Below are 21,938 nucleotides of genomic sequence, written 5' to 3'. Positions count from 1 at the left end.
ATTAATTTTGTAAACGTTTCCACTGTGTGAGAAAGGTAACAGTCTCCCTGAGCAGCGGATTGCTACACTGCTGCTCATTGTAGGTAATCACGATAAGTAAGGCATTCAGTCACTATGTTTACAGACGTATTTGATGCAAGCGAACATCCTCACCGGCGTTTGAACCCGCTGACCGGTCAGTGGGTGCTGGTGTCGCCCCACCGGGCGAAAAGGCCCTGGCAGGGCGCAGATGAATCGCCAGCGGCGGCACCGGAGCAGCCTTACGACAGCGAGTGCTTCTTGTGTGCAGGCAATACCCGGGTGTCGGGCGATGTAAACCCGGCCTATACCGGGACTTATGTCTTCAACAATGATCATGCTGCGTTAATGCCAGACACGCCGTCTGCCAGCAGCCAAGGAACCAGCAGCGAAGGAAGCAGCCTGTTTCAGTTTGAATCCGTTCAGGGCTTGAGCCGGGTGGTGTGTTTCTCGCCGGACCACAGTAAAACGCTGCCTGAATTACCCTTGTCGGCCATTACCGGGCTAGTGAATACCTGGGACAGTCAGATCGAAGAGCTAGGTCAGCGCTTTCTCTGGGTACAGGCTTTTGAAAACAAGGGCGCCATCATGGGCTGTTCGCAGCCTCACCCGCACGGGCAAATCTGGGCCAACAGCTTTCTGCCCAACGAAGTGGCGGTGAAAGATCAGCATCAGCGTGACTATTTCCAGCGGCACGGCAGGCCGTTGCTGGTGGATTACGTCCGATCGGAACTGGCCGATGGCAGCAGAACTGTGGTTGAGACTGAGCACTGGTTGGCGGTCGTCCCTTATTGGGCCGCCTGGCCGTTTGAAACCCTGCTGCTGCCGAAAACTCACATTCGTCGCATGCGTGAACTTTCTGCTGAACAGCGGGAAGATCTGGCACTGGCGCTGAAAAAGCTCACCAGCCGCTATGACAACCTGTTTCAGTGTCCATTCCCATATTCGATGGGATGGCATTTCGCCCCTTTCTTTGAGCACAGCGACACTGACAGTAATGATCTGGACCACTGGCAATTGCACGCCTTGTTTTACCCGCCATTGTTACGCTCAGCGAGTGTAAAGAAATTCATGGTTGGCTACGAAATGCTGGCCGAAAGCCAGCGCGACTTAACACCCGAACAGGCCGCAGAAAGACTGCGGGCTGTCAGCGATGTGCACTATCGCGAACAAAACACCAGTAAGGAAAAGCAGTAATGACGACAAACAGCCGGGAAGAACAGCTAGCCAGCAGCCTTGTCACCGCCTTTGCTGAGGGGTTTGGTTATGGGCCGTCACACCTGATCCAGGCACCGGGACGCGTGAATCTGATCGGGGAGCACACAGATTACAACGATGGCTTTGTCCTGCCGTGTGCCATTGATTATCAGACCATGGTGGCTGCCGCCCGACGTGACGATCAGTGTGTCAGGGTGATGGCCATCGACTATCAGGGCGAGCTCAATACGTTCGATCTTTCCCTGCCATTGGCGTTTGATAAAGACTGCCTGTGGGTCAATTACGTTCGTGGCGTGATTGACTGTTTGCAGTCACGAGGCTGTCAACTGGGCGGTATTGATATTGCAGTCAGCGGTAACGTGCCTCAGGGGGCAGGGCTGAGTTCATCCGCGGCGCTGGAAGTGGTCATAGGGCAAACTTTTAACACCTTGTTCGGTTTGTCACTGACACAGCAGGAGATCGCGTTAATCGGTCAGCAGGCTGAGAACCAGTTTGTCGGGTGCAATTGCGGCATCATGGATCAGCTGATTTCTGCCGAAGGTGAAGCCGGACACGCGCTGCTAATCGACTGCCGCTCTTTAGACACCAAAGCCGTTTCTCTGCCGCCTGAATTGTCGGTGGTGATCATCAACAGCAACAAAAAGCGCGGCTTAGTCGGCAGTGAATACAATACCCGACGTCAGCAATGCGAAGCGGCTGCCCATGCCTTTGGCGTTAAAGCCTTACGGGATGTGGACATAGCAAGCTTTCTCAGCAAAGCGGATCAGCTCGATCCGGTGGTTGCCCGCCGGGCCAGACATATCATCACTGAAAATGCGCGTACCCTGCGTGCGGCTGAAGCTTTAGCGCAGGGCGATCTGGCAACGCTCGGCCAGCTGATGGCGGCCTCTCATCAGTCTATGCGGGATGATTTTGAAATCACAGTACCGGAAATCGACACCCTGGTGGACATTGTGAAAGCGGCAATCGGCGAGCGGGGCGGTGTGCGCATGACAGGCGGCGGTTTTGGCGGATGCGTGGTCGCGCTGGTGCCTGCGGAACTGGTCGCCTCAGTACAGCAGGCGGTTGAGAGCCAGTACCAAAACGCAACCGGTCTGAAGGCCAGCATCTATGTCTGCCAGCCGATGGCAGGTGCTGGTGTCCTGAAAAGTGCCTCGCTGCAGCAGGATGTACTCAATGCTCAGTGATGACTATCTACAGCAACTGACTGCCAGCCTGACCTCAGATGCCGCCTGCGACGGTCAACCGGCTCGGGTGTTCACCTTATCCAATGGCAATGGCATGACAGCGACTTTCATGGACATAGGAGCAACCTGGCTAAGTTGCACCTTGCCGCTGCGTTGCGGTCGGCGTGAAGTGCTGCTGGGCTGCCGCACTCAGGCCGATTACCAGCGTCAGACAGCGTATCTCGGCGCTACGGTGGGACGCTTTGCGAACCGGATCGGCAACAGCCGGTTCAGCCGTAATGGCAAAATATTCAGTCTGTCGGCGAATGAAACAACGCACTGCCTGCACGGCGGCCCGCACGGATTTGATAAGCAGCGCTGGAAGGCAGATCAATGTTCTGATTCTTCGATACGTTTCAGTTTGTCATCCCCGGCTGGCGATCAGGGCTTCCCCGGTCATTTGACTCTGTCCGTGACGGTGTCACTCAGTGAATCTAATCAGGTGATCTTTGACTACCTGGCACAAGCGGATGAAGACACGCCGGTGAATCTCACCAATCATGCTTATTTTAATCTGTCCGGGGCCGAGTCCGGTTCTGATTGCCTGGATCACCGTCTCACCGTCAATGCACAACGCTATGCCGTGACAGATTCGGATAGGATTCCGACCGGTGAACTGCGCGCGGTCGCCGGAACCGGATTCGATTTTGGCATGGGTAAGCCTGTTCGCCAGGATTTGCTGCTGGATGCGGATCAGCAACTGGCAGGCGGTTATGACCATGCCTTTGTGCTCAATGAGGAAGCCATCGGCTCGGGCACAGCCGTTGAACTGATCTCGGGAGATGAACGGGTATCAATGACAGTGATGACCACTAAGCCCGCAGTTCAGATTTATACCGGCAATGCGCTGGCAGGCACACCCGGACGTGATGGCTGTTATCAACCGCATCAGGGCATTGCGATTGAAACCCAATATTTGCCGGACTCTCCCAATCACCCGGAATGGCACTTTAGTGATTCCTGGCTGATTGCGGGGGACAGTTATCAGCACACGACCTGTTATCAGTTTGATTTTGAGTAGAGGTATGTCCGGCTTTACCGCCGGTTGGTGATTGCTTCGGGGGTAGATGAAATCACATCAGCGAGTGTGCGGATTGCCACTCGCTTTTTTTCAGTCTGTTGCTTTTTTCATTTCTTCCTTGTTTCAGTCCGTCCCTGTTCATTCCGTTCTTTTTTCAGTCCGACAATGCGCGTACGGATAAGCGACGCACCAGGGTGGGGGCATATAAACGGCTGTCAGGGCTGATAGTTTCATTTTTGGCTAATTTCATCGACAAAATGGCAGCTTGCTCGGCCATGATCTGAATGGGGTAGCGTACGGTTGTTAATTTCGGATGCAGGTATCTTGCCAGCGCGCCATCGTCAAAACCAACGAGCGACATCTCCTCAGGTGTGCGGATGCCATTTTCATCCAGTACTGAGAGCACGCCCGCGGCCATGAAGTCGTTATAGGTGACAATCGCTGTAATTGGCAGGTTTTTCGCGAGCAGGTTAATGGCTGCGCTTTCACCGCCTTCACCATCCGGTGAACCAAACTCAATATAACTTTCACGAAGTGGAATGCCGTGTTCTTCCAGTGCTTTTTCGTATCCGTTTCTGCGCTGCTCTTTGTCTTCAATATCATGGTTTGAACTGACATAACCAATATGCTGGTGGCCGTGCGAAATAAGAAACTTGGTGGCCAGATAGGTGCCGCGTTCGTTATCAAGGGCGATGCAACGGTTGGCAATCTCAGGAATAAATCGGTTGATCAGCACCATGCTGGGGACTTCGCGCGCAAATTCGATTAATTCGTCATTGCTGAGTGCTTTACTGTGGATGACGTAGGATTCACACCGGCTGTTGAGCAGCAGTTCTATGGCTTCGCGCTCCTGTTCGGCATTGTGGTATCCGTTACCGATCAGCAGATGTTTCTTTTGCTGTCGGGCAATACCATCAATCGCTTTGACCATAGCGCCAAAGAAGGGATCCGAGACATCACCAGCGAGTACGCCCAAAGTGTTGGTGCTTTGGTTCACCAGCGCTCTGGCGTTGGCGTTGGGCCGGTAACCCAGAGTCCGCATGGCCTGAGTGACAGCATCAACCGCCGTCTGACTGGCTTTGGGCGATTTATTGATAACGCGGGAAACGGTCGCAACAGACACACCCGCGTGCTTTGCGACATCTTTGATCGTTGCCATGGTGACCTCATTCAATATTCCAGCCTATTAAACAACGCGGGTGTAATGGTTTCAATCAAAGAATGCCAGCCAATTGTGACCATGGCATAACTTAATGAATAAAAGAGTATTTATTTAGTGTAACCGTTTACTTTATTTCTGGGATAAGCAGCCGGAATCTATCGCAAGCCGCCAGTCCGGTCAGCCTGCGAAAGAGAGTGGGGGTGAAGAGTGCGGGCGGGATCAATAACGATTGATAGTAATATCAGAAACATAGCCATGCTCGACATGTTGCAGCGCTTTCTTTAGCATGGTGGCGGTTTCTTCAGGCGTCATAAAACTGCTGAGATCCATCTCTTTACCACTGCTGGCCCAGAATTCGGTTGCCATACCGCCAGGATACACCCCGACCAGTTTCATTGGTTTGCCTGTCAATTCCAGCCGGGTTGATTCCACCAGTCCCTTTACGCCCCATTTGGCCGCGCAATAGGTTGATTCGCCGGCTTTTGCCACCTGAGCCGCCGTCGACATAACCATCGCGCAGGTCAGGGGAGTATTACGGTAGCGTTTAACCGCTTCGCGCAGAAAATAGGTTGCAGACAGCAGGTTATTGCTGATCAACTGCGCAATGGCGTCGGGCTCCTGTTTCTCCAGCGAGCCGAAATAGCCACTGCCGGCACAGAAAATCATGGTTTCAGGTGCGGATGGCAGTTTATCGAACAGAGATGACACCGAGCTGGCATCTGAAAGATCGGCAGTCAGGGTACAGATATTGGCCGGCTGACATTGACGGGCGATGTTATGCAAGCGCTCGTCGTTTCGGCCTGTCAGTGTCAGCGTGTGGCCATCGGCGGCATAAGCGGCAGCCAGAGCCGCGCCCAGTCCACTGCTGGCGCCTGTGATCAGAATCATTGTTATCCTCTGCTTTTATCAGGGTTTATTCGGCAAAGTATAGCGACATTTTGGCCGACGGACAGAGTTGGCAGCATGCAGACGGTTATCAATATAGGGTGGGCTATCCTGATAACACAGCGCATCGTAAGCCTCGGCCATAGTGCGAACATCATGGTGCTGCAAAATGTGACGGCGAGGACTGATGCCGGGTTTCTTAAGCAGCGCAGTATGGATTTGGTAAATCAGCGTCCGTTCATCGTCAGTATTGAGCGGGATACCATTTAACGGACAAAGGACATCGCTGCAGGCCCCCATATCGGTTAATGCTGCAGGGATTCCACAGGCTTGCGCTTCAAGCGGGGAAACAGGATAGTCCTCCTGTTCAGAGGTAATGCAGAACAGATCCAGCGCCTGATAAAACTCCGGCATGTTCTCGACGTGCCCCATGAAATGGACACGGTGGCTCAGCGACAGCTTTATTGCCAGCATATGCAGCGCTCGCGCCAGACCGCCTTCACCTGCCAAGGTCAGATGCACATTCTCCGGTAAATGACTCAGGGCATGTATCAATAAATGATGCCGCTTTTCCGGGATCAGCCTGCCTGCTGTGCCTATGATTTTCGCCCCTGTGGGTAATCCCAGCCGGAGCCGGGCCATACTCTGGTTGCCAGGCTGGAATCGCTGAGTATCAACACCGTACGGAATCGTGGTGATATCCCGGCGGCTAAGTGACGTTTGTAACCTGTCATTCATTCTGCCGCCGCTGGTAACCACCACAGGGTGAATACAACTCAGGGCCATTTTCAGCAAACGCGGATGTTTGGGGTCTTCTCGCAGCCAGTTGTCGTGTTCGCTGTGTATTAAGGTGCTGACGCCGGCCAGTCGGGCTGCAATACCAGCCTGATATAAAGCAGCGCTTTGATGGGTATGTACAACACCTGCGTTGTAAGCACGAAACAGTTTGACCAGAGTACGAATCACGCTTGCGGCTGTTTCAGATTCCGCATCAAGGAAGATCAGTTTATCGACGACATGTTTCAGGTAAGGCCACCTGTCAAGTGATTCACTCATCGTCCCTTCCAGACAGACGATAAAGCGCCTTTGCCGCAAGGCAGAGAATTGCTGAATATTCACCGCTGCAATGCCCACCATTCCCGGTGTTAACTGCTTTACAACCTGGATAACAGCATTCATAGCGACCGCCTTACAACACCTGCCTGTACAGGCTGAAGCAAGAGTTATACCAGTAATAATGCGGCTGGTGGCGTCTGTTCGCGGCTGGGGCAGGCAACGAATCGGGTGACATTTGCATTCTGCAAACCAAGTTGGGAATGGCAATTGAGATTGAAATCAATGTGCAATTTATCAATGAAGGAATGACCTTAACCGCATGTCTGTATTTCTTGTCCTGCAGGTGTGTTTTTCTGGTCTAAGCTGGAAAGAGATTTTCCAGGCCCGGTGTGACTGTTGCGTGTTTAAAGCTGTTGAGTCATGGATGGTGCAAGGGCTATGGGACAAGCGCTATGAAACAAGACAGGGTGACATCGCTCTGCCACATTCATTTCAGTTCAGGAGAAAAATACACATGGCTATCATCAGCGTAAACACATCGAATCAAACAGAAATCACGCTCGAGAATGATGCAGAGTCCAGCAGCAAGGTCGCGCTTGCGGCTTTTAATGGCAGGGTATACATGGCTTACCGTGGCTGGGGCAGTTCCAAAAGCCTGTATATATGCTCCACCGCCGACGGGGTCAGCTGGTCTCAGCAAACGGATATTACCGACGATAATGGCGCGAAAACCCAGAACAGCCCTGCGTTGGCGGCATTCAATGGCAGGTTGTATCTGGCTTATCAGGGTTCAGGCTCTGATAGCATTTATATCTGCTCAAGTTCAGATGGCGTCAATTTTGGTGATCAAACAAAAATCACCTCACAGAATGATGCCGAAACCGATTCTCCGCCAACACTTGCTGCGTTTAACGGCCGGCTTTATATGGCATACCGGGGGGAAGATTTATCGAGCAACCTTTACGTTTGTTCATCGGCAAACGGTACCGACTGGGATTCACAGGTCAATGTCAGCGACCAGAATGGCGCATCAAGCACAACGACAGCCGGACCCTCATTAGCCGCTTTCAACGGGAAACTGTTTTTAGGCTGGGAAGGGGCGGGCGGAACCGCTATAAATGGTTCTGCCATTTATGTGTGCTCTTCTTCAGACGGCTTAGAGTGGGGGCCGCAAACCAATCTGGAAGATGCAAACGGTGCAGAAGGCTATGACGGTGTGTCGCTGGCGGCAACCAGTGATACTTTATTTGCGCTCTATCACGGTGCCCACACCGCACAGTTATACGGCTGCGCATTTAATGGCACCACCTGGAGTACCAATCAGATTGATTTTACAGAAATCAATGAAGCGGGATCTCAGTGCGGCCCGGCTCTAGCTGCAACCAATAATACTTTTTATGCTGCATATCCCGGCATAGGGGCTTCGAATGATCTGTGGGATTTCACCTTTACAGTGAACTGGAACAACGCGTAAAGGCCATCTCCAGACAAACAAAAAGCCCGTTCTTTTGAACTAATGCCGTTCGGATAAGCATTAGCGCTTATATCTAAATGGATATTTGGCAGGAACAAAAAGGACTGAACGTGGAAATGTTCGGTCCTTTCTTTTATCTGGCAAAATGAAATTGTAACCCCTTGAACTAGGGACATATACATTTAGAGTTCCCCGCCTTTACTAGGACATCACGGAGAAGCAATAATGAAGAAATCTAGCTACACGGAAACTAAAATCGTCAAGATTTTGAAAGTAGTAGAAGCTGGCAGGCTGGTTAAGGAATTCTGTCGAGAGTACGGTATCTCGGATGCCATGTACTATAACTGAAAAAACAAGTAAGGAGGCATGGAGTCTTCAGGTATCAAGCGCTTAAAAGAGGTTGAAGTCGAAAACCGACGACATAAAATATATGTTCGCTGATCTCAGCCTTGAGTACCGTATTCTGAAAGACATCATAGAAAACGATCGTACAGAACTTCTCGATATGTATGTTTTGAAAACGCTGAGTGAAGTTCGAGAGTTAACCGAAAAATGGATGAAGGAATATAACGATGAACGCCCTCGTGATGCTCTGGATGATCAGACCCCTTGGGAATACTTAGCAAGGCACGAAAGCAGGAAAAACTCTAATTTAGGCTGCCATTAAAGTAGGGACGGTTACAATATAATTTTCATCAAATGTTCAGTTGTGTTCGTAAGCTTACAAAAGAGAATGTTATCAGTTGTCTAGTATACTAGTGAAAACTAGAATGTGAGCTCCGAATTATGGTGACAATCCTATGACTAATATTCTTGCATCAAAGATCGCTTCATTTTCAGCCGAATCCATTTCAAATGCTTTTATCTACATGATTTTGGGGCTTCTGATTATTTCAGTGCTTTTTGCAGTATTTGGGAAAGCAAAACGACTGACTGCAAACACGAGCAATCTACTCACATCTTTGGGAATATTGGGGACCTTTGCAGGCATCGTGGTTGGATTAATGGAGTTTAACCCCAAAGATATCGATGGCAGTATCGAGTCGCTGTTAGCGGGCCTCAAGACGGCATTCTTGACGAGTCTGGTCGGTATGGCTGCGTCAATCATCTATAAAGGGATCTTTGGATTAATCCCAGAGAAAAAGGAGGCTGCGTTGCGGTCTGTAGGTCCAGAGCAGATCTTCCAAGTCATGCAGCAACAGCTTCATACTTCGAATGAATTATTATCTTCTATTCAAGGTGATGAAGATTCGTCTTTAACTTCGCAAATCAAAAACCTTAGAACAGATATCAACGATGCCCACAAAGCTCAGGTTTCCCATCAAGAAAAACAACTTCAGTATTCAGAGCAGTTCCAAACATCTCTATGGAAGAAAATGGATGAGTTTGGCGAACTGTTGTCCAAGTCCGCCACTGAACAAGTCATCAATGCACTCAAAGAGGTCATTGTTGAGTTCAATGAGAAGCTCACTGAGCAATTTGGTGAGAACTTCAAGCGCCTTGATGAGTCAGTGAAAAAGCTTGTTGAGTGGCAGGAGAATTACCGCCACCAACTCGAAGATATGGCAAACAAATATCAACTGGGTGTTGATGCTATTTCCTCAACTGAAAAATCAGTCGCAAGTATCAATGAACGGGCCGAATCCATACCGGCCACGATGGAAAAACTCCATCAAGTCATGGAACTGGGTCATGGTCAGGTTACTGAGCTTGAACACCGCCTCGAAGCATTTAAGGACCTTCGCGACAAAGCTGTTGAAGCAATGCCTCAAATTCGTGAGCAGATGGACAACACCATGTCAGTAATCGGGGACTCAGTAAAAGCAGCGTCTAACCACTACGAATCCATGCTAATTGAGTCTCAAAAAATCATCGACAATTTCGGTACGACAGCTAACCAAAGTGTAGAAACTATGAGAGTGAACCTAGAGGAAGGTGCTTTCAAGGTTTCGACCGAGCTTGAAAACCGCGCCGTAGAAATTGGAGGTAGGCTTGCGGAAGCTTCCAATGATATCACCGGTAATGTGACAACAGCGTCTGGTGCTCTTCAAAACAGCGCCACTTACCTGACAAATAGCTCTGAACAAATTAAACAACAGCTAGAAGACGCATTTACAGAGCTTAATGCAGAAATGCGCGTCATGGTTGCAGATATTAAAGATGATGCCAAACAAACTGGCACGGTAATAAAAGAAGCAAATCAAGAGCTCTTGACTAGTACAAAGGAAATCCAAGCAGAAACCACCAATGCGATCAGTCGGCTCCAAGATCGTCTGGAAACGACATTGGAAGAAGTGTTCCAGGTCCAAGCACAAGCCGTTCGCCGAACGTTCGATAGCCTAGAGGACCAAATTACCGAAGCAGTCGGTAAAACAGGCGGCGCTGTGGAGAAGCAAGTAGAGTTTCTGGACAACCAAATGCAGCAGGAGATTGCGAGAACCATTACTGTAATGGGTGAGGAGCTTGCAACAGTAACTCAGCAATTTACGAGGGACTACCAAAAGTTAGTCAAGGAAATGAACAATGTCATCTCTTCACGCGTGGCGGTGTAAAGCATGGATAAATTGTTTGGAAAGTCAGTAAGCAATAGCGAAGGTGGTGAACACTGGATGTCAGTGTCAGATCTTATGGCTGGTTTGATGATGGTATTCCTGTTTATTTCTGTAGCTCTGATGCGGGATGCGATGAACGAACGCGACAAAATCAAAGAAGTTGCTGTTACTTATGAAAAGACTCAGGAAGCGATATATCTGGCATTGCTTGACGAGTTTGCTACCGACCTGGAGAAATGGGGCGCTGAAATTGATAGAAGCACACTTAGCCTTAATTTTACGGCTCCAGATGTCCTCTTTGCGAATGGCAAAGCGAATTTAGAAGATGAATTTGAAGTCATCCTTGATGATTTCTTTCCTAGATACCTTGAGGTACTAGATCGATTTAAGCCGTCTTTACAGGAAATAAAAATTGAGGGACATACATCAAGCCGCTGGAATCAAGGTTCCTCTGACTATGAAGCTTATTTCAATAACATGAATTTATCCCAGGCTCGTACGCGTGCAGTACTTAGTTACGTCATGGGGCTCGAGCCTGTTCGAGTCGAACACTATAGCTGGGTGAAAGAAAACGTCGCAGCTGTTGGATATTCATCTTCAAAACTCATCAAAAAAGCATCTGGTGAAGAAGATGAAAAACGTTCTCGCAGGGTGTCATTCCGAGTTATCACGAACGCGGAAGAGCAAATCAGAAAAATACTGGGTGCTGAATGAAATTAACAGTGGATTTCTCGTTGCTCAAAGACGCCGTGGAGTTAATGGAGCCTGAGCAAAAGGGGATTATTAGCTCTGACTCCAATGGAAGCAGGCTTAAAGAGCTTGAGAAGCTCGATATAGAACTATCTCAGGGTAAAGATGTTGAGCTCAAAGATGTAGATATTGACTCGGGACTCCTTAGTTACAAAGGACGACAAGTACTGCTTTACATAAAGGATCATGGCACTGCCGTGCAATCGGTCGTAAGCAGACCTGAAACCGGTAATAGGTTCCATGTTGCAGACTGTAGCAAACTTAAGTCTATGAGGTCGGAAGGGCGGTTTGAGAGATATGTGGTCATTAACGATACTTCTGGTGACTTTCCCATTTCGGGCAGCTCGTATTTTCAAGGGCTTGCGGAAGAAGGTATAGCAAAACTTAAGATCTGTAAGTTCTGCTTAGGACAACTGAATTACAAAGGCTATGCAACAGGCCAAATTCGAGAAAAAATTTTCAATGAGTTTGATATGCAGGAGTTTTTCTCCACATACAGTTCACTTTTTCCTCACATGCCATCTAGAAAAGCAGACAAGGCAGAAATAAACTACAGTGAAGATTGGGCAAAAATTTCATCGCACTACAGAGTGGAAAAAGAGTTCGAATGTGAGCAGTGTGGTGTGAATTTACGATCTCAAAGAGGGTTACTTCATGTACACCATATTAATGGCGTTAAGTCGGACAATAAGAAAAGCAACTTAAAAGCGTTATGTATCGACTGTCACAGCAAGCAACCTATGCATGGTCACATAGCATTGACTCACTCTGAGCGCCAACTCATAAACCAAATGCGTAAAGAGCAAGGAATATTGGACGGTTTGGGAGAATGGAAAGAGTTGTTTGATTACTCAGACCCAGGCGTTCATGGCGTGTTACACGCATGTAGAAAAGCTATGCTCAAATTGCCTGTAGTTAATTTTTATGTCCAAGACACTTTTGGTGATATTGCGGCAAGAGTTGAGCTTGCTTGGCCGAAACATAAATTCGGTGTGGCAATTTCACACAATGATATCGAAGACGGCTGCAAATCCGGTTGGCACGTTGTCAGCATCAACGACTTTTTAGAAAACTATAAATCACAAGCCCACAAATTAAGGTACTAATGATATGAGCGTTAAGCTCGATGAAGTCATTTTGAGGATCATCACAGTGAATCATGCGTGGAAGTTGTCTCGAGATGAGTTTGGGAATGATTTTGGGGCGACTAAGTCTTTAAGGCATACAAAGTCTTCACTGCAAGCAACATTGCTCAGGGAATTTCCGGGCGATACGTATTTGATATCGGCTACCGATAACGAGGATCAAGACGAGGAAATGTATAGCGTTCGCCTCAGAAAGGTTTTTGTCATTAATGGCTTAGAAAGGCGTGATGCAGAGCATTTACCCGTTCGGATTGCAGAAGAAATTTTTACAAAACAAGAAATTAATAACTTCCTACAACAATAGGTACTATTCCATATGTTAGATCATTTGGCTTTTATCTCCGGGGATTGGGTGACTGACGCAATCATATCAATTACCACTCTACTGTTCGTCTTTTTCGCAATACGCGAGCTATATGCAGTAAGAAGGGCAAAAAAGCAACTAAAGCAGATAGGCAAAATAAAACCAAACGCTCAATCTAATACAGTCGATGTTAAAAAACTCGGAAAGAACGAGATGGTTTGGGTTACCGATCATCTCGTTTACACCCCCTCCACTGAAGGCTTGGTTGTAGAAACAAAGGGAGATCTATGGCTAAGTAAGTCGCCAATCTCGCAAATGCTGCCCTCCTTTGATAGCTCAAGATACAAACTAATCCCAGCCTTGCTGACAAGTATTGGTATAACAGGCACATTCCTGGGTATCACTTTGGGATTGAGTGAATTTAGCATGGCAGGCGACTCCAAAGCGCTATTGACATCAGCAGCTGAGCTTTTGGAAGGGATGAAAACCGCTTTTTATACTTCTCTCGCTGGCCTTAGTTCCTCTGCGGTCTTTATGGCATTGATGAAGTTTTCATCTAGCTCACTTGCAAAAGCTCAAACACAGCTCATCAACACCCTTTCATCACAGTACTTTGAAGCGAGTCCTATCTACTATCTGAAAAATATATCGAATGAAGGGCAGCGAGAAGTTCTTGAAGCCCAACTCCGTTCTGCGAAAGTTATGGAGTCTATGGGAGAGAAGATGGATGCGACGATGAGCTCCCTTACCCAGTTAGGCTTTTCTTTCAATGGAGATGTTATTGCTCAAAAAATCTCCCATGCTTTAAGCGAATCCATTCAAAACCAAATGACACCAGTCTTGGGTGAAATAAAGAAAGAGCTTGCGACGCTCAAAGAGATTAAAGAACAGTCTCAAAAGGATTTAGTGGCGCTGCTTGTCCGTGAAATGAGAATTGAGTTGATTGAACCAGTAGCTGTTGAACTAAATAAGACCAGTGAAGCCGTTTCAAACAGCAATGAGATTGCGACGCAACTAAATAGCAATATTGAGAAAGTAGTGACGAGCACTTCGCAGACTGTTGCTACCATCAATGAGTTCCAAAAAGAGACGATGACTAAGCTCCAAGCCTTTGCTGAATCACTTAAGGACATCCTCAATAGCTTTAAACAAGATACCCAAGGGGCGATGACAACTATCGCAACAGAAGTGCAAGGTATGCTTCAAAATGCTTCACAAGGAATGGAGCAGCAACGAACTGCTTTTGAAAATAGCGCGCAACGTGCTTCAGGCGCTTTTGTTGAAATGAAAAATTCTCTTGAATCAGCTTTATACGAGCGCCAAAGCGCTGAAAAAGCATTGTTCGAAAATGTCACAGGCCGCATAAACAGCCTACTTTCCGAGATTTCAACCTCATTCGACAACCAAACAACTGTTATCGAGAAGACAGGCCAGGCTGCCACATCTTTGATGAATCAGGCACAAATAGACTTTGAAACATCAGTACAGCAGCGCCGTGAAGAAGAATCAAAGCTATTCAGTGTAATGGAAAGCCGTATCGGAAGTTTGGTCAACAACGCTCAGGCGATTTTTAAAGAGCAAGCAGATGCCATCAAGCTAGTTGGTGATGAGGCGAGTGGTGTCATGCAAACTGCCCGAACTGAACTTCAACTGGGTCTTGGCGATATAGACACTAAAGTTAAGTCTATGTCCGAAACTGTACAACGAGAGCTTGAAGCCTTCCGTCTGCAGTATCAACAGAACCTGACTTCTTACTTCGAACAACAGAACAATATCCTAGAAGGCAGCTTGAGTAAGCAGCGTAATGGGCTTAACGAAGTGGTCGACAATTTCCGTCAAGTTTTTGAAAGCGAATACAAGGCGCGTCACAACCTACTTCAAGAGCTCACTGCACAGTATGAGAAGCTCGAAGCATCAGCGAGAACTATAGAGCGCGTAGCTAAAGCAATTGGCTTAAATGAAGCATCCAAGATGGCAGAGCTTCAAGACGCAGCCCATACGATGAGTCGAGAGATTGCACTGCTTAAGAAAGAGTATGCTCAAGCATCTGCAACATTTGTCGACGTTACTGAAAACTTACCAAAAGCGATGGATGAATACTTCACTCGTGCAAATGAAAGCTTTGAGACCTTCTTTAAGGACTTCGATCAATCGGCAAGCGCTATTCACAATAAGCTTTCACAGGCAGCGGGCTATCTAATTAATTCTCAGGTTCAGCGCCGTGAATTTGAAGCGGATGAGGTGAATGCGTAATGCGTGGTTTTGGCGTAGCCCCAAAGACAGCTGATGCCGAGGAAACCGGTGTTTGGTTATCTGTGGGCGACTTGATGTCCGTACTATTGATGATTTTTGCCTTGTTACTGATAAGTGCATTGGTACAAATTTCTGAAGTTTATGAGGAAAGTAAGAACACCCGCGTTGTCATTATTAAAGGGATAAACGATGCACTCAATGCCGCAGGCATAGAGGTAAAAGCTGACTCAGAGACCGGCGACATTTCAATCACTGACTCTATTTTGTTTGATTTGGATGACTACTCACTGAAGTCTTCGGGCAAAGAGTTTCTGAACAGATTTATCCCAATCTATTCGGATGTGATTTTTCAGTCAGAAGAAACGGCAGAAGAAGTCAGCCGTATCGTTATTGAAGGGCACTCCAGTTCGGAAGGTTCATTTAACCGAAATATGGAACTCAGCGTGATGCGAGCGAACAGTGTGATTGCGTTTATCAACTACATGAAGTTTGAAAACAAGCAACGATTCTTTGAAAAGGTAGTGATCTCAGGAAGAGGACCACTTGAAGCCAATAAGGAAGTTGCTGTCGCATCAGACCGGAAAGTGAAGTTCCGATTCCAATTCAAAGACGACGAGTTCCTGGGGAATTTTTCTGAGGTGCAACAGGTTGAAAAATAGCGGCTACTCATTTTCATTTCCCAAGCTACCCGATGGCAACAGTATTGAGCGACTCTCATTTGATGACTTTTTCGATATGGGACTGGGAAATGTTACTTTGCCTAGCTTCCCACCGAAAAGACTGAGCGAGATGGTTCGCTTAGTGAACGAAGGAAGAAGTGCGGAAATTTCTATTTTCGAGTGGCTGGATGTGATTGAAGACCAAACACAATGGGACGCACTTTCAGATAGTGACAACATTGAAGCCTGTATAGCTGCATGGCGCACTATAGGAACCAACCATGTGTTGGGCGATATTGCGCTTTTTAAAGCAGCTCTATCTATCGATGGAAGAGCGACCAGTATAGTCAACAACCTGATAGAAACGATGGCCGTTGCCAGGACGGCCAAAGGTCTCGGTGAGCTTGTAGCCAGGAAAATTGATTGGTTGTTAGCTCTACAGCAACAAGATTTTGAACAACTTGCTCAGTACTGTTATCAACATCGAATGTCGGTTGCTGAGTCAACCAAGTACCTGCGGCTTCCTCAGGCGATAAGTTATGGGCCGAAAGTAAATAGTCACCTTGTTTTGTGTATCGCTGATGGGCACCTAAGTGAGCAAGATGATGCGTGGCTATATAAAAATTTCCTGTCCATAAAAACAACTAAACAGCAGTTGGACTTCTGCGAAATCTTCATCGCCAAACAGAATCAGTTTAGTTATGGAGAATTGTGTGAGGAGCTCATTGAGTTACGCTGCTTACCCATGAAAGAAGACAGCTTCTGGAATAGGCTCAGCATTGAATCCAAGCAAATACTCAAAAAAAAGTTCAACCTGTCTAACTATTTTGATTTGAAGGCGATTTCTTCTGCGTTGTATTCAGAGCAAGCCGCAGAAGAGCTTGGCTTATCGGAAGATGAAACCCGTCAAATCCGCAGCCGTTCAATGTTCTGGTCGAATTACAGCTCAAGGTTCGAGCGTGTTCGTGTACTTTTGCCTAATTCAAGTTTTCAATTTGTAGCGGAACGCAACAATGGCTTACCTACTTTTGTTGATGATATTGACGAGGCAGGGCAACTTGAAACAGAAATATATATTTTTGAGATCGGAAAGCTCATAGCTGTCGAGTTTTTGCGTGGGGAATTGAGTGAGACCCGCTTTTTTAAGAACGATGACTGGTATGCTCAAAGACTCTTTGAGAGCAAGGCTTTGACAACTAATGACATTCGTTCATTGTCTCAGTTAGAAGTGCACGACCACCTACCGTCTTGGCAATACTTCTGCGAAAAATTACTCCGAACGAAGTTCGGCATTGTTGCAAATGACAACATTCCTTACTTCAAAGGCCTCCCTCCAGGAATAAATGAGTATCAAAAGGAAAGGGGGTTGGTGATTTCCCCAAACCAAGAAATGCTCGAACAACGCAGAAATAAGTTGGAATCTTGGGTTGAACGCTTTTGGGCTAGTGAAGTCGAAACTGGGAAATTTGGTGAGCTTAGCGGGCTTAAAAAGAAAAGCAATTTGTACCTCTCAAAAGCGCTAATGGCAAAACAGCTTGGTAACCAAGATGAATACGATATCTACATCAAAAAGGCGGCAAATCAAGGCAACCCTGAGGCGATGTGGCAATTGGGGTTGTCAATGGTCAAGCAAGGTCAAGGAAACCGTCAAAGAGTGTTAGATGGAGAAAATTGGATCCGCCAAGCGTCTGCGCAAGGACACAAAGAGGCTATAAGTGCTGCTGAGCGTTATCGACTCAAATAAATGCCCAAACCACCCCTTACGTGATCTAAATCGTAGTGTCTGGGAAATTTTACAATTAAACTTTCCCAATTCTCCAATTTTGATAACGTTATGAAGCAGATACTCTTAGCGACGACTGGCGCGAATCCACAAGTACTGACTGAAACGCTTTACGCTATGACTTTCAAAATTCCGTTCTGTTTTTCTACCAATGGACGCGAATATCGCGCAGCCATGAAAACCAAGAGTGGCATTTGGTACCGTGACGTTCGCCGCCCCCAGAATATGCCCAAGGCACTTCCAGAATGGCACAGCCCTGAAGAGTTGATGGAAATGTTGGGGCGGGACAACCAGCAATTCAATAAATGGTTCGAACAACACCCAGGCATGAGCGAGCTTGGTCTTTGTTACTATCATGAAGAAGCTGTTCAAGAATTTGAGAAAGCCATCATCAAGGGGCAGCAAGATATCCTGCTGGCAATGGCAATGGCAACGGGTACAGGTAAGATCCGTACCGCAATCGTTTTAATGTATCGCCTTGTCCAGTCACAACGATTCAAACTCGCTAAAGCCTTCCGTGGTGAACTGGTGCCGCAAGACCCAAGCGACGAACCTGCCGACAAACTGTTGGAGCGCATCGCGGCAGCCCGCATTGAGGCCGAAGCCTTAGCCAAAGCCGCGAAAAAGGCAGGGTGGAAGAAGCTAACGGCGTTACACTGTCCATTATTTAGCACGCCTGCGGGCGTGCTTTTTTCTAGGGATTTGCATGGAACTTAAATCGATTTTAGCGCTGCGTGAAACTTCAGCGTATTGCCAACAACTGCAACAGCACGACAAAAATTACGAAAACAGAATGTTGATGCTAGATAAAGCACAAGCTGCTTTTCAAGCGGAGACAAAACTCAGTGAAATGACCCCGAATGAGCGAAGCCTTTTCTTGGGCGTAACCTCACAAAAGCACCACAGTCATGATATTGATCCTAATCTGTTTGGTGCGCCTGGCGGCAATGGCGAGGTCGGCAGAATTATCGCCTCCCAGTTTCACCATTTAGATGATTTTTTTGCAGCGATACCGCGAAAAGGCGAAATTACTGAACAGCAGTATATGCATTTAGTTGAACTTTTCCGGACAGGCGTTAAAGCGTCAGGCGGAAACAAGTATCCGTTTGTCTTTTTCACCCGCATCTTAACCGTGAGTCGCCCCGACTACTTTGTGTCTGCTGCCGCTGATGCATTAAAGCCGTTATGCAAAGCGCTTGGATTAAAGCAAGTGAAGGACACGGCGCAATACTGGCGCGAGCTATTGACCGCGTTACATGCGCTCGCGCTGTTTCGCGATGGCCTCGGCTCGCCAAGCAATCCGCTACTTGCCTTGATAGATGGCATTGTCTGGATTGATAGCCAGAACACCACAGAACAAGGCGTGAATGAAAATACCAACAGCTATTCAGTGCAAGGGAAAAATAGCATGGCACCCGAAGTCCAAATCCCTCTCAACCAAATCCTTTATGGCCCTCCAGGAACTGGCAAAACATATCACTCTATAGAAGCGGCAGTGAGAGCGGCTGAACCAGCGTATGTATGGGAAAGCAGAGAAGAACTTAAGGCTAAATACGATGCGCTGGTGGATGCCAAACGTATTCGCTTTGTTACTTTCCATCAAAGTTACGGCTATGAAGACTTCGTAGAGGGCTTAATTGCTGAAACTACCGAAGATAAGCAAGTGACTTATCGAATTAAGGATGGCATTTTTAAGCAGATATGCAATGACGCGACTGTTTCGAAAATGCACGTTGATCCTACAGTAGAGAGTAATGGCCGCGTTTGGAAGCTTTCTATTGAAGGTGCACATAAGAATGCGACGAAGACGTATTGCCTTGAGCATAACTTAGGGGCTATCGGTTGGGGCGATACTGGCGATCTCTCGAAAGAAGAGCGAAACGATTATTTCAAGACCCAAGGGACTAATAACCAAAACTCATTGACCTATTTCTGTAACGAAATGACTATTGGTGATTTGGTCTTGTGCATCGATAGTAAAACCTCCATTGAAGCAGTAGGTGTTGTAATAGGTGATTATCAATATGTCGAAGATGGCTTACCGGGCCGAAGGGACTACTGTCATCAACTGCCTATCAAGTGGTTAGCCAAAGGCTTTTCGGTTGATTTCAAATCGCTCAATGACAACAAGCAATTCAGTTTGCCAACCTGCTATCCACTTGGACGTTTGTCCGTAGGCGATGTACTAAGTCACTTAAAGTCGCACGATGTTCACATTGGCGAAAAAAAGGAAACGTCAGTTAAAGGAGATAACCAAAACTACGTTTTGGTTATCGATGAAATCAACCGAGGTAATATCTCTAAGATTTTTGGAGAGCTCATTACATTAATCGAAGACTCTAAACGAGGTGGCAGGGTTGAGAATATTTCGTTGACGCTGCCTTACTCTAACAAACCCTTCGCGGTACCAGAGAACCTCTACATTATCGGCACCATGAACACCGCCGACCGCTCACTGGCGATGATGGACACCGCACTGCGCCGCCGTTTTGATTTTGTCGAAATGATGCCGGAACCAAGCGTTTTAAGCGGCGCTGTGGTAAAGGGGATTGATCTTGAAACTCTGCTGAAAACCTTGAACGAGCGTATAGAGATCCTTTACGACCGTGAACATACCCTCGGACATGCGTTCTTTATGCCGGTAAAAACCTTGTTGGATGAAGACAAGGAAGAAGAGGCTTTTGCCAAGTTGGTGAGCGTATTCCAGAACAAAGTTGTGCCTTTGCTCCAAGAATACTTTTTTGAGGATTGGCAGAAAATCCGACTGGTACTTGGCGATAACCTGCGTGAAGGGCACTTGCAGCTTATTCGAACTCAAGCGTTTGAAAACAATGACCTTGATGCGCTGTTTGGTAAAAACCATAACTTGAGCTCTTACGGTGAGGTATTCATACAATACTCGCTGAAAAAGTTTGACGAATCAGTTTGGCAAAATGCCGAGGTTTATCGCCGCATGTATGCACATCCGTCTATAGACGAAGAGATTGTGATTGCTCAAGGTGAAACAAGCACTGAGGTTAATTAATCCATGTCAGTGACGCCACCTATTGTGTTTGAGTTCGGTTATCTCTGTTCTGATAGGGATGATGGTGAAGCTCAGGGATACACTGTTATCCCTGACGCTGATTTCTCTTATTTAGAGAAGCGCTGCTTGACAGAGGATAACTCAGGCTTTAACCAGCTTATGCAGCCTCGTATCAAGCGTGGCTGCAGGTTACTCCAAGTGCAAAACTTTGTCGGGGTAATTTTCTTACCCTCTGGTAATCATATTGAGGTTTTACCTAAAACCGGATTTGCCCCTGAAACAGGGGAGGCGACATACCCAGAAGCCCGATCAACGCTGCTCATCATGCTGCAAGCCTTGGGTGAATTTCGCCATATTCAGTTGGATAACGCTGGACTTAAATCGCTAAAAATGCCGCTTCTTGAGGTGTTTATTTCCCAGTTTTTAGCATGTGTGAATCACATCGTGAAACGAGGCCTGAAGCGAGATTATTTGGGTCAGGAAGACAACCTGCTGGTCAAGAAAGGCAAGCTCAATATGGCGGGTCAGCTTCGTCACAACAGTGTGGCGAAGCACCGGTTTTACTGTGAATTTGATGAATATGTTGAAAATAGGCCCGTTAACCGCCTGTTGAAAACCGCCATGATCACGGTGTACGGATATTGCAGAAACCACAGCAATCAGAAGTTGCTAAGGGAACTGCTATTTGCCTTCGATGCGGTGCCCAAAAGTCACAACATCAAACAGGATTTTGATAGCGTAAATATTGACCGTGGTATGCAGCACTACAAACCGGCGTTGGCGTGGGCGAAACTTATTCTGGGTGGTTCATCGCCGATCAGCATGAAAGGGGATGCGGACGCCCCTTCGCTCCTGTTTCCAATGGAATCTGTGTTTGAAGCATTTGTGGCGAAAACCCTTCGAAACCAGCTTCAAAACGGCTTTTCGTTGCAGACTCAAGCCTGTGCAGAAAAGCTGGTGACTCATCATTTCGAATCTGACAAGCATCGTGATCTCTTCACACTGAAACCCGATTTGATGATTGAAAAGGACGGTACGCCAACCTGCGTGCTCGACACCAAGTGGAAGCGCATCAACCCGGAAAGTACCGATAAATTTGATTTATCCCAGGCAGATTTTTATCAGATGTTTGCATACGGGCAAAAATATCTGAAAGGGAAGGGCAAGCTTGTTCTGATATACCCGAAAACGGATAAATTTACGTCTCCGATACAAGGGCACTTTGAGTTCACCAAAGATCTTAAACTTTGGGTAGTGCCTTTTTCTGTTGACAGAAACGGCAGCAGTAAACTTGTTCTTCCAGAAGTATCCTGTCTGTCCCAAGAATTTTTCTGTACTCCCGCTTTTGCCTCTCCCCCTGCCGCCTAGTGGCGCAGCAACACTCTATAACTAAAGTGCTTTCGCTTT

17 protein-coding genes and 3 pseudogenes are annotated in these 21,938 nt (G+C 47.2%); 17 read left to right on the top strand and 3 right to left on the bottom strand.

Translation table 11 applies throughout. The features are described 5' to 3' along the window. The first annotated feature begins 114 nt into the window (after positions 1-114). Genes P0Y67_RS09025 through galM form a run of 3 tightly spaced genes read left to right on the top strand, consistent with a single transcriptional unit; the run spans position 115 to position 3,483 of the window. Positions 115-1,215: a UDP-glucose--hexose-1-phosphate uridylyltransferase gene (locus P0Y67_RS09025; RefSeq protein WP_342391617.1), complete on the top strand. Its 1,101-nt coding sequence runs from the start codon at positions 115-117 to the stop codon at positions 1,213-1,215. After that, positions 1,215-2,423: a galactokinase gene (galK, locus tag P0Y67_RS09020; protein WP_342391616.1), complete on the top strand. Its 1,209-nt coding sequence runs from the start codon at positions 1,215-1,217 to the stop codon at positions 2,421-2,423. The genes P0Y67_RS09025 and galK overlap by 1 nt, the downstream gene beginning before the upstream one ends. Further along, complete coding sequence (gene galM, locus P0Y67_RS09015; RefSeq protein ID WP_342391615.1) at positions 2,413-3,483, top strand: galactose-1-epimerase; 1,071 nt, start codon at positions 2,413-2,415, stop codon at positions 3,481-3,483. Before galK ends, galM begins: the two co-directional genes overlap by 11 nt. Before the next feature lie 154 nt (positions 3,484-3,637). Here galM and P0Y67_RS09010 read toward each other — a convergent pair whose 3' ends face one another. From P0Y67_RS09010 to P0Y67_RS09000, 3 genes are all read right to left on the bottom strand, one after another. Further along, positions 3,638-4,642 (bottom strand): substrate-binding domain-containing protein, encoded by a 1,005-nt coding sequence (locus tag P0Y67_RS09010; RefSeq protein WP_342391614.1) that lies wholly within the window; start codon positions 4,640-4,642, stop codon positions 3,638-3,640. 222 nt (positions 4,643-4,864) lie between these two features. Beyond that, positions 4,865-5,533, bottom strand: a complete 669-nt coding sequence (locus P0Y67_RS09005; protein ID WP_342391613.1) for an SDR family NAD(P)-dependent oxidoreductase — start codon at positions 5,531-5,533, stop codon at positions 4,865-4,867. 18 nt (positions 5,534-5,551) lie between these two features. Beyond that, the gene (locus tag P0Y67_RS09000; protein WP_342391612.1) at positions 5,552-6,709 is read right to left on the bottom strand and encodes a glycosyltransferase; all 1,158 of its coding nucleotides are present in this window, start codon (positions 6,707-6,709) and stop codon (positions 5,552-5,554) included. Between the two features lie 391 nt (positions 6,710-7,100). On the opposite strand from P0Y67_RS09000, the gene P0Y67_RS08995 reads away from it, so the two are divergent. From P0Y67_RS08995 to P0Y67_RS08930, 14 genes and pseudogenes are all read left to right on the top strand, one after another. Beyond that, positions 7,101-8,060: a hypothetical protein gene (locus P0Y67_RS08995; protein ID WP_342391611.1), complete on the top strand. Its 960-nt coding sequence runs from the start codon at positions 7,101-7,103 to the stop codon at positions 8,058-8,060. 225 nt (positions 8,061-8,285) lie between these two features. Then, a pseudogene (locus tag P0Y67_RS08990) lies at positions 8,286-8,574 on the top strand (transposase); the annotation flags it as partial. Continuing rightward, positions 8,566-8,727, top strand: coding sequence for an integrase core domain-containing protein (locus tag P0Y67_RS08985; RefSeq protein ID WP_342391633.1), 162 nt, complete (start codon positions 8,566-8,568; stop codon positions 8,725-8,727). The pseudogene P0Y67_RS08990 and the gene P0Y67_RS08985, both read left to right, overlap by 9 nt. Positions 8,728-8,860: 133 nt before the next feature. After that, on the top strand, positions 8,861-10,612 hold the full coding sequence (locus tag P0Y67_RS08980) for a hypothetical protein (RefSeq protein ID WP_342391610.1): 1,752 nt from the start codon (positions 8,861-8,863) through the stop codon (positions 10,610-10,612). 3 nt (positions 10,613-10,615) lie between these two features. Then, positions 10,616-11,326, top strand: coding sequence for an OmpA family protein (locus P0Y67_RS08975; protein ID WP_342391609.1), 711 nt, complete (start codon positions 10,616-10,618; stop codon positions 11,324-11,326). Beyond that, complete coding sequence (locus P0Y67_RS08970; RefSeq protein WP_342391608.1) at positions 11,323-12,468, top strand: HNH endonuclease; 1,146 nt, start codon at positions 11,323-11,325, stop codon at positions 12,466-12,468. Before P0Y67_RS08975 ends, P0Y67_RS08970 begins: the two co-directional genes overlap by 4 nt. Positions 12,469-12,472: 4 nt before the next feature. Further along, complete coding sequence (locus P0Y67_RS08965) at positions 12,473-12,811, top strand: hypothetical protein (RefSeq protein WP_342391606.1); 339 nt, start codon at positions 12,473-12,475, stop codon at positions 12,809-12,811. A gap of 12 nt (positions 12,812-12,823) precedes the next feature. Further along, on the top strand, positions 12,824-15,064 hold the full coding sequence (locus P0Y67_RS08960; protein WP_342391605.1) for a hypothetical protein: 2,241 nt from the start codon (positions 12,824-12,826) through the stop codon (positions 15,062-15,064). Further along, a complete protein-coding gene (locus tag P0Y67_RS08955; protein ID WP_342391604.1) occupies positions 15,064-15,723 on the top strand; it encodes an OmpA family protein in 660 nt (219 codons plus the stop codon). Before P0Y67_RS08960 ends, P0Y67_RS08955 begins: the two co-directional genes overlap by 1 nt. Next, positions 15,713-17,467, top strand: a complete 1,755-nt coding sequence (locus tag P0Y67_RS08950; RefSeq protein ID WP_342391603.1) for an EH signature domain-containing protein — start codon at positions 15,713-15,715, stop codon at positions 17,465-17,467. Before P0Y67_RS08955 ends, P0Y67_RS08950 begins: the two co-directional genes overlap by 11 nt. Before the next feature lie 156 nt (positions 17,468-17,623). Then, positions 17,624-18,007: pseudogene (locus P0Y67_RS08945) on the top strand (DEAD/DEAH box helicase family protein); the annotation flags it as partial. Continuing rightward, positions 18,008-18,223, top strand: a pseudogene (locus tag P0Y67_RS08940) (hypothetical protein); the annotation flags it as partial. After that, complete coding sequence (locus P0Y67_RS08935; RefSeq protein ID WP_342391602.1) at positions 18,213-20,531, top strand: AAA family ATPase; 2,319 nt, start codon at positions 18,213-18,215, stop codon at positions 20,529-20,531. The pseudogene P0Y67_RS08940 and the gene P0Y67_RS08935, both read left to right, overlap by 11 nt. A 3-nt stretch (positions 20,532-20,534) precedes the next feature. Next, positions 20,535-21,899, top strand: coding sequence for an McrC family protein (locus P0Y67_RS08930; protein ID WP_342391601.1), 1,365 nt, complete (start codon positions 20,535-20,537; stop codon positions 21,897-21,899). The last annotated feature ends 39 nt before the right edge of the window (positions 21,900-21,938 follow it).

The sequence above is a fragment of the Photobacterium sp. SP02 genome (assembly GCF_038519165.1).
In the GTDB taxonomy this organism is placed as follows: Bacteria; Pseudomonadota; Gammaproteobacteria; order Enterobacterales; family Vibrionaceae; genus Photobacterium; species Photobacterium halotolerans.
The sequence above is the reverse complement of the archived record's forward strand: the minus strand, read 5'-3'. Positions and strand labels throughout refer to the sequence as shown.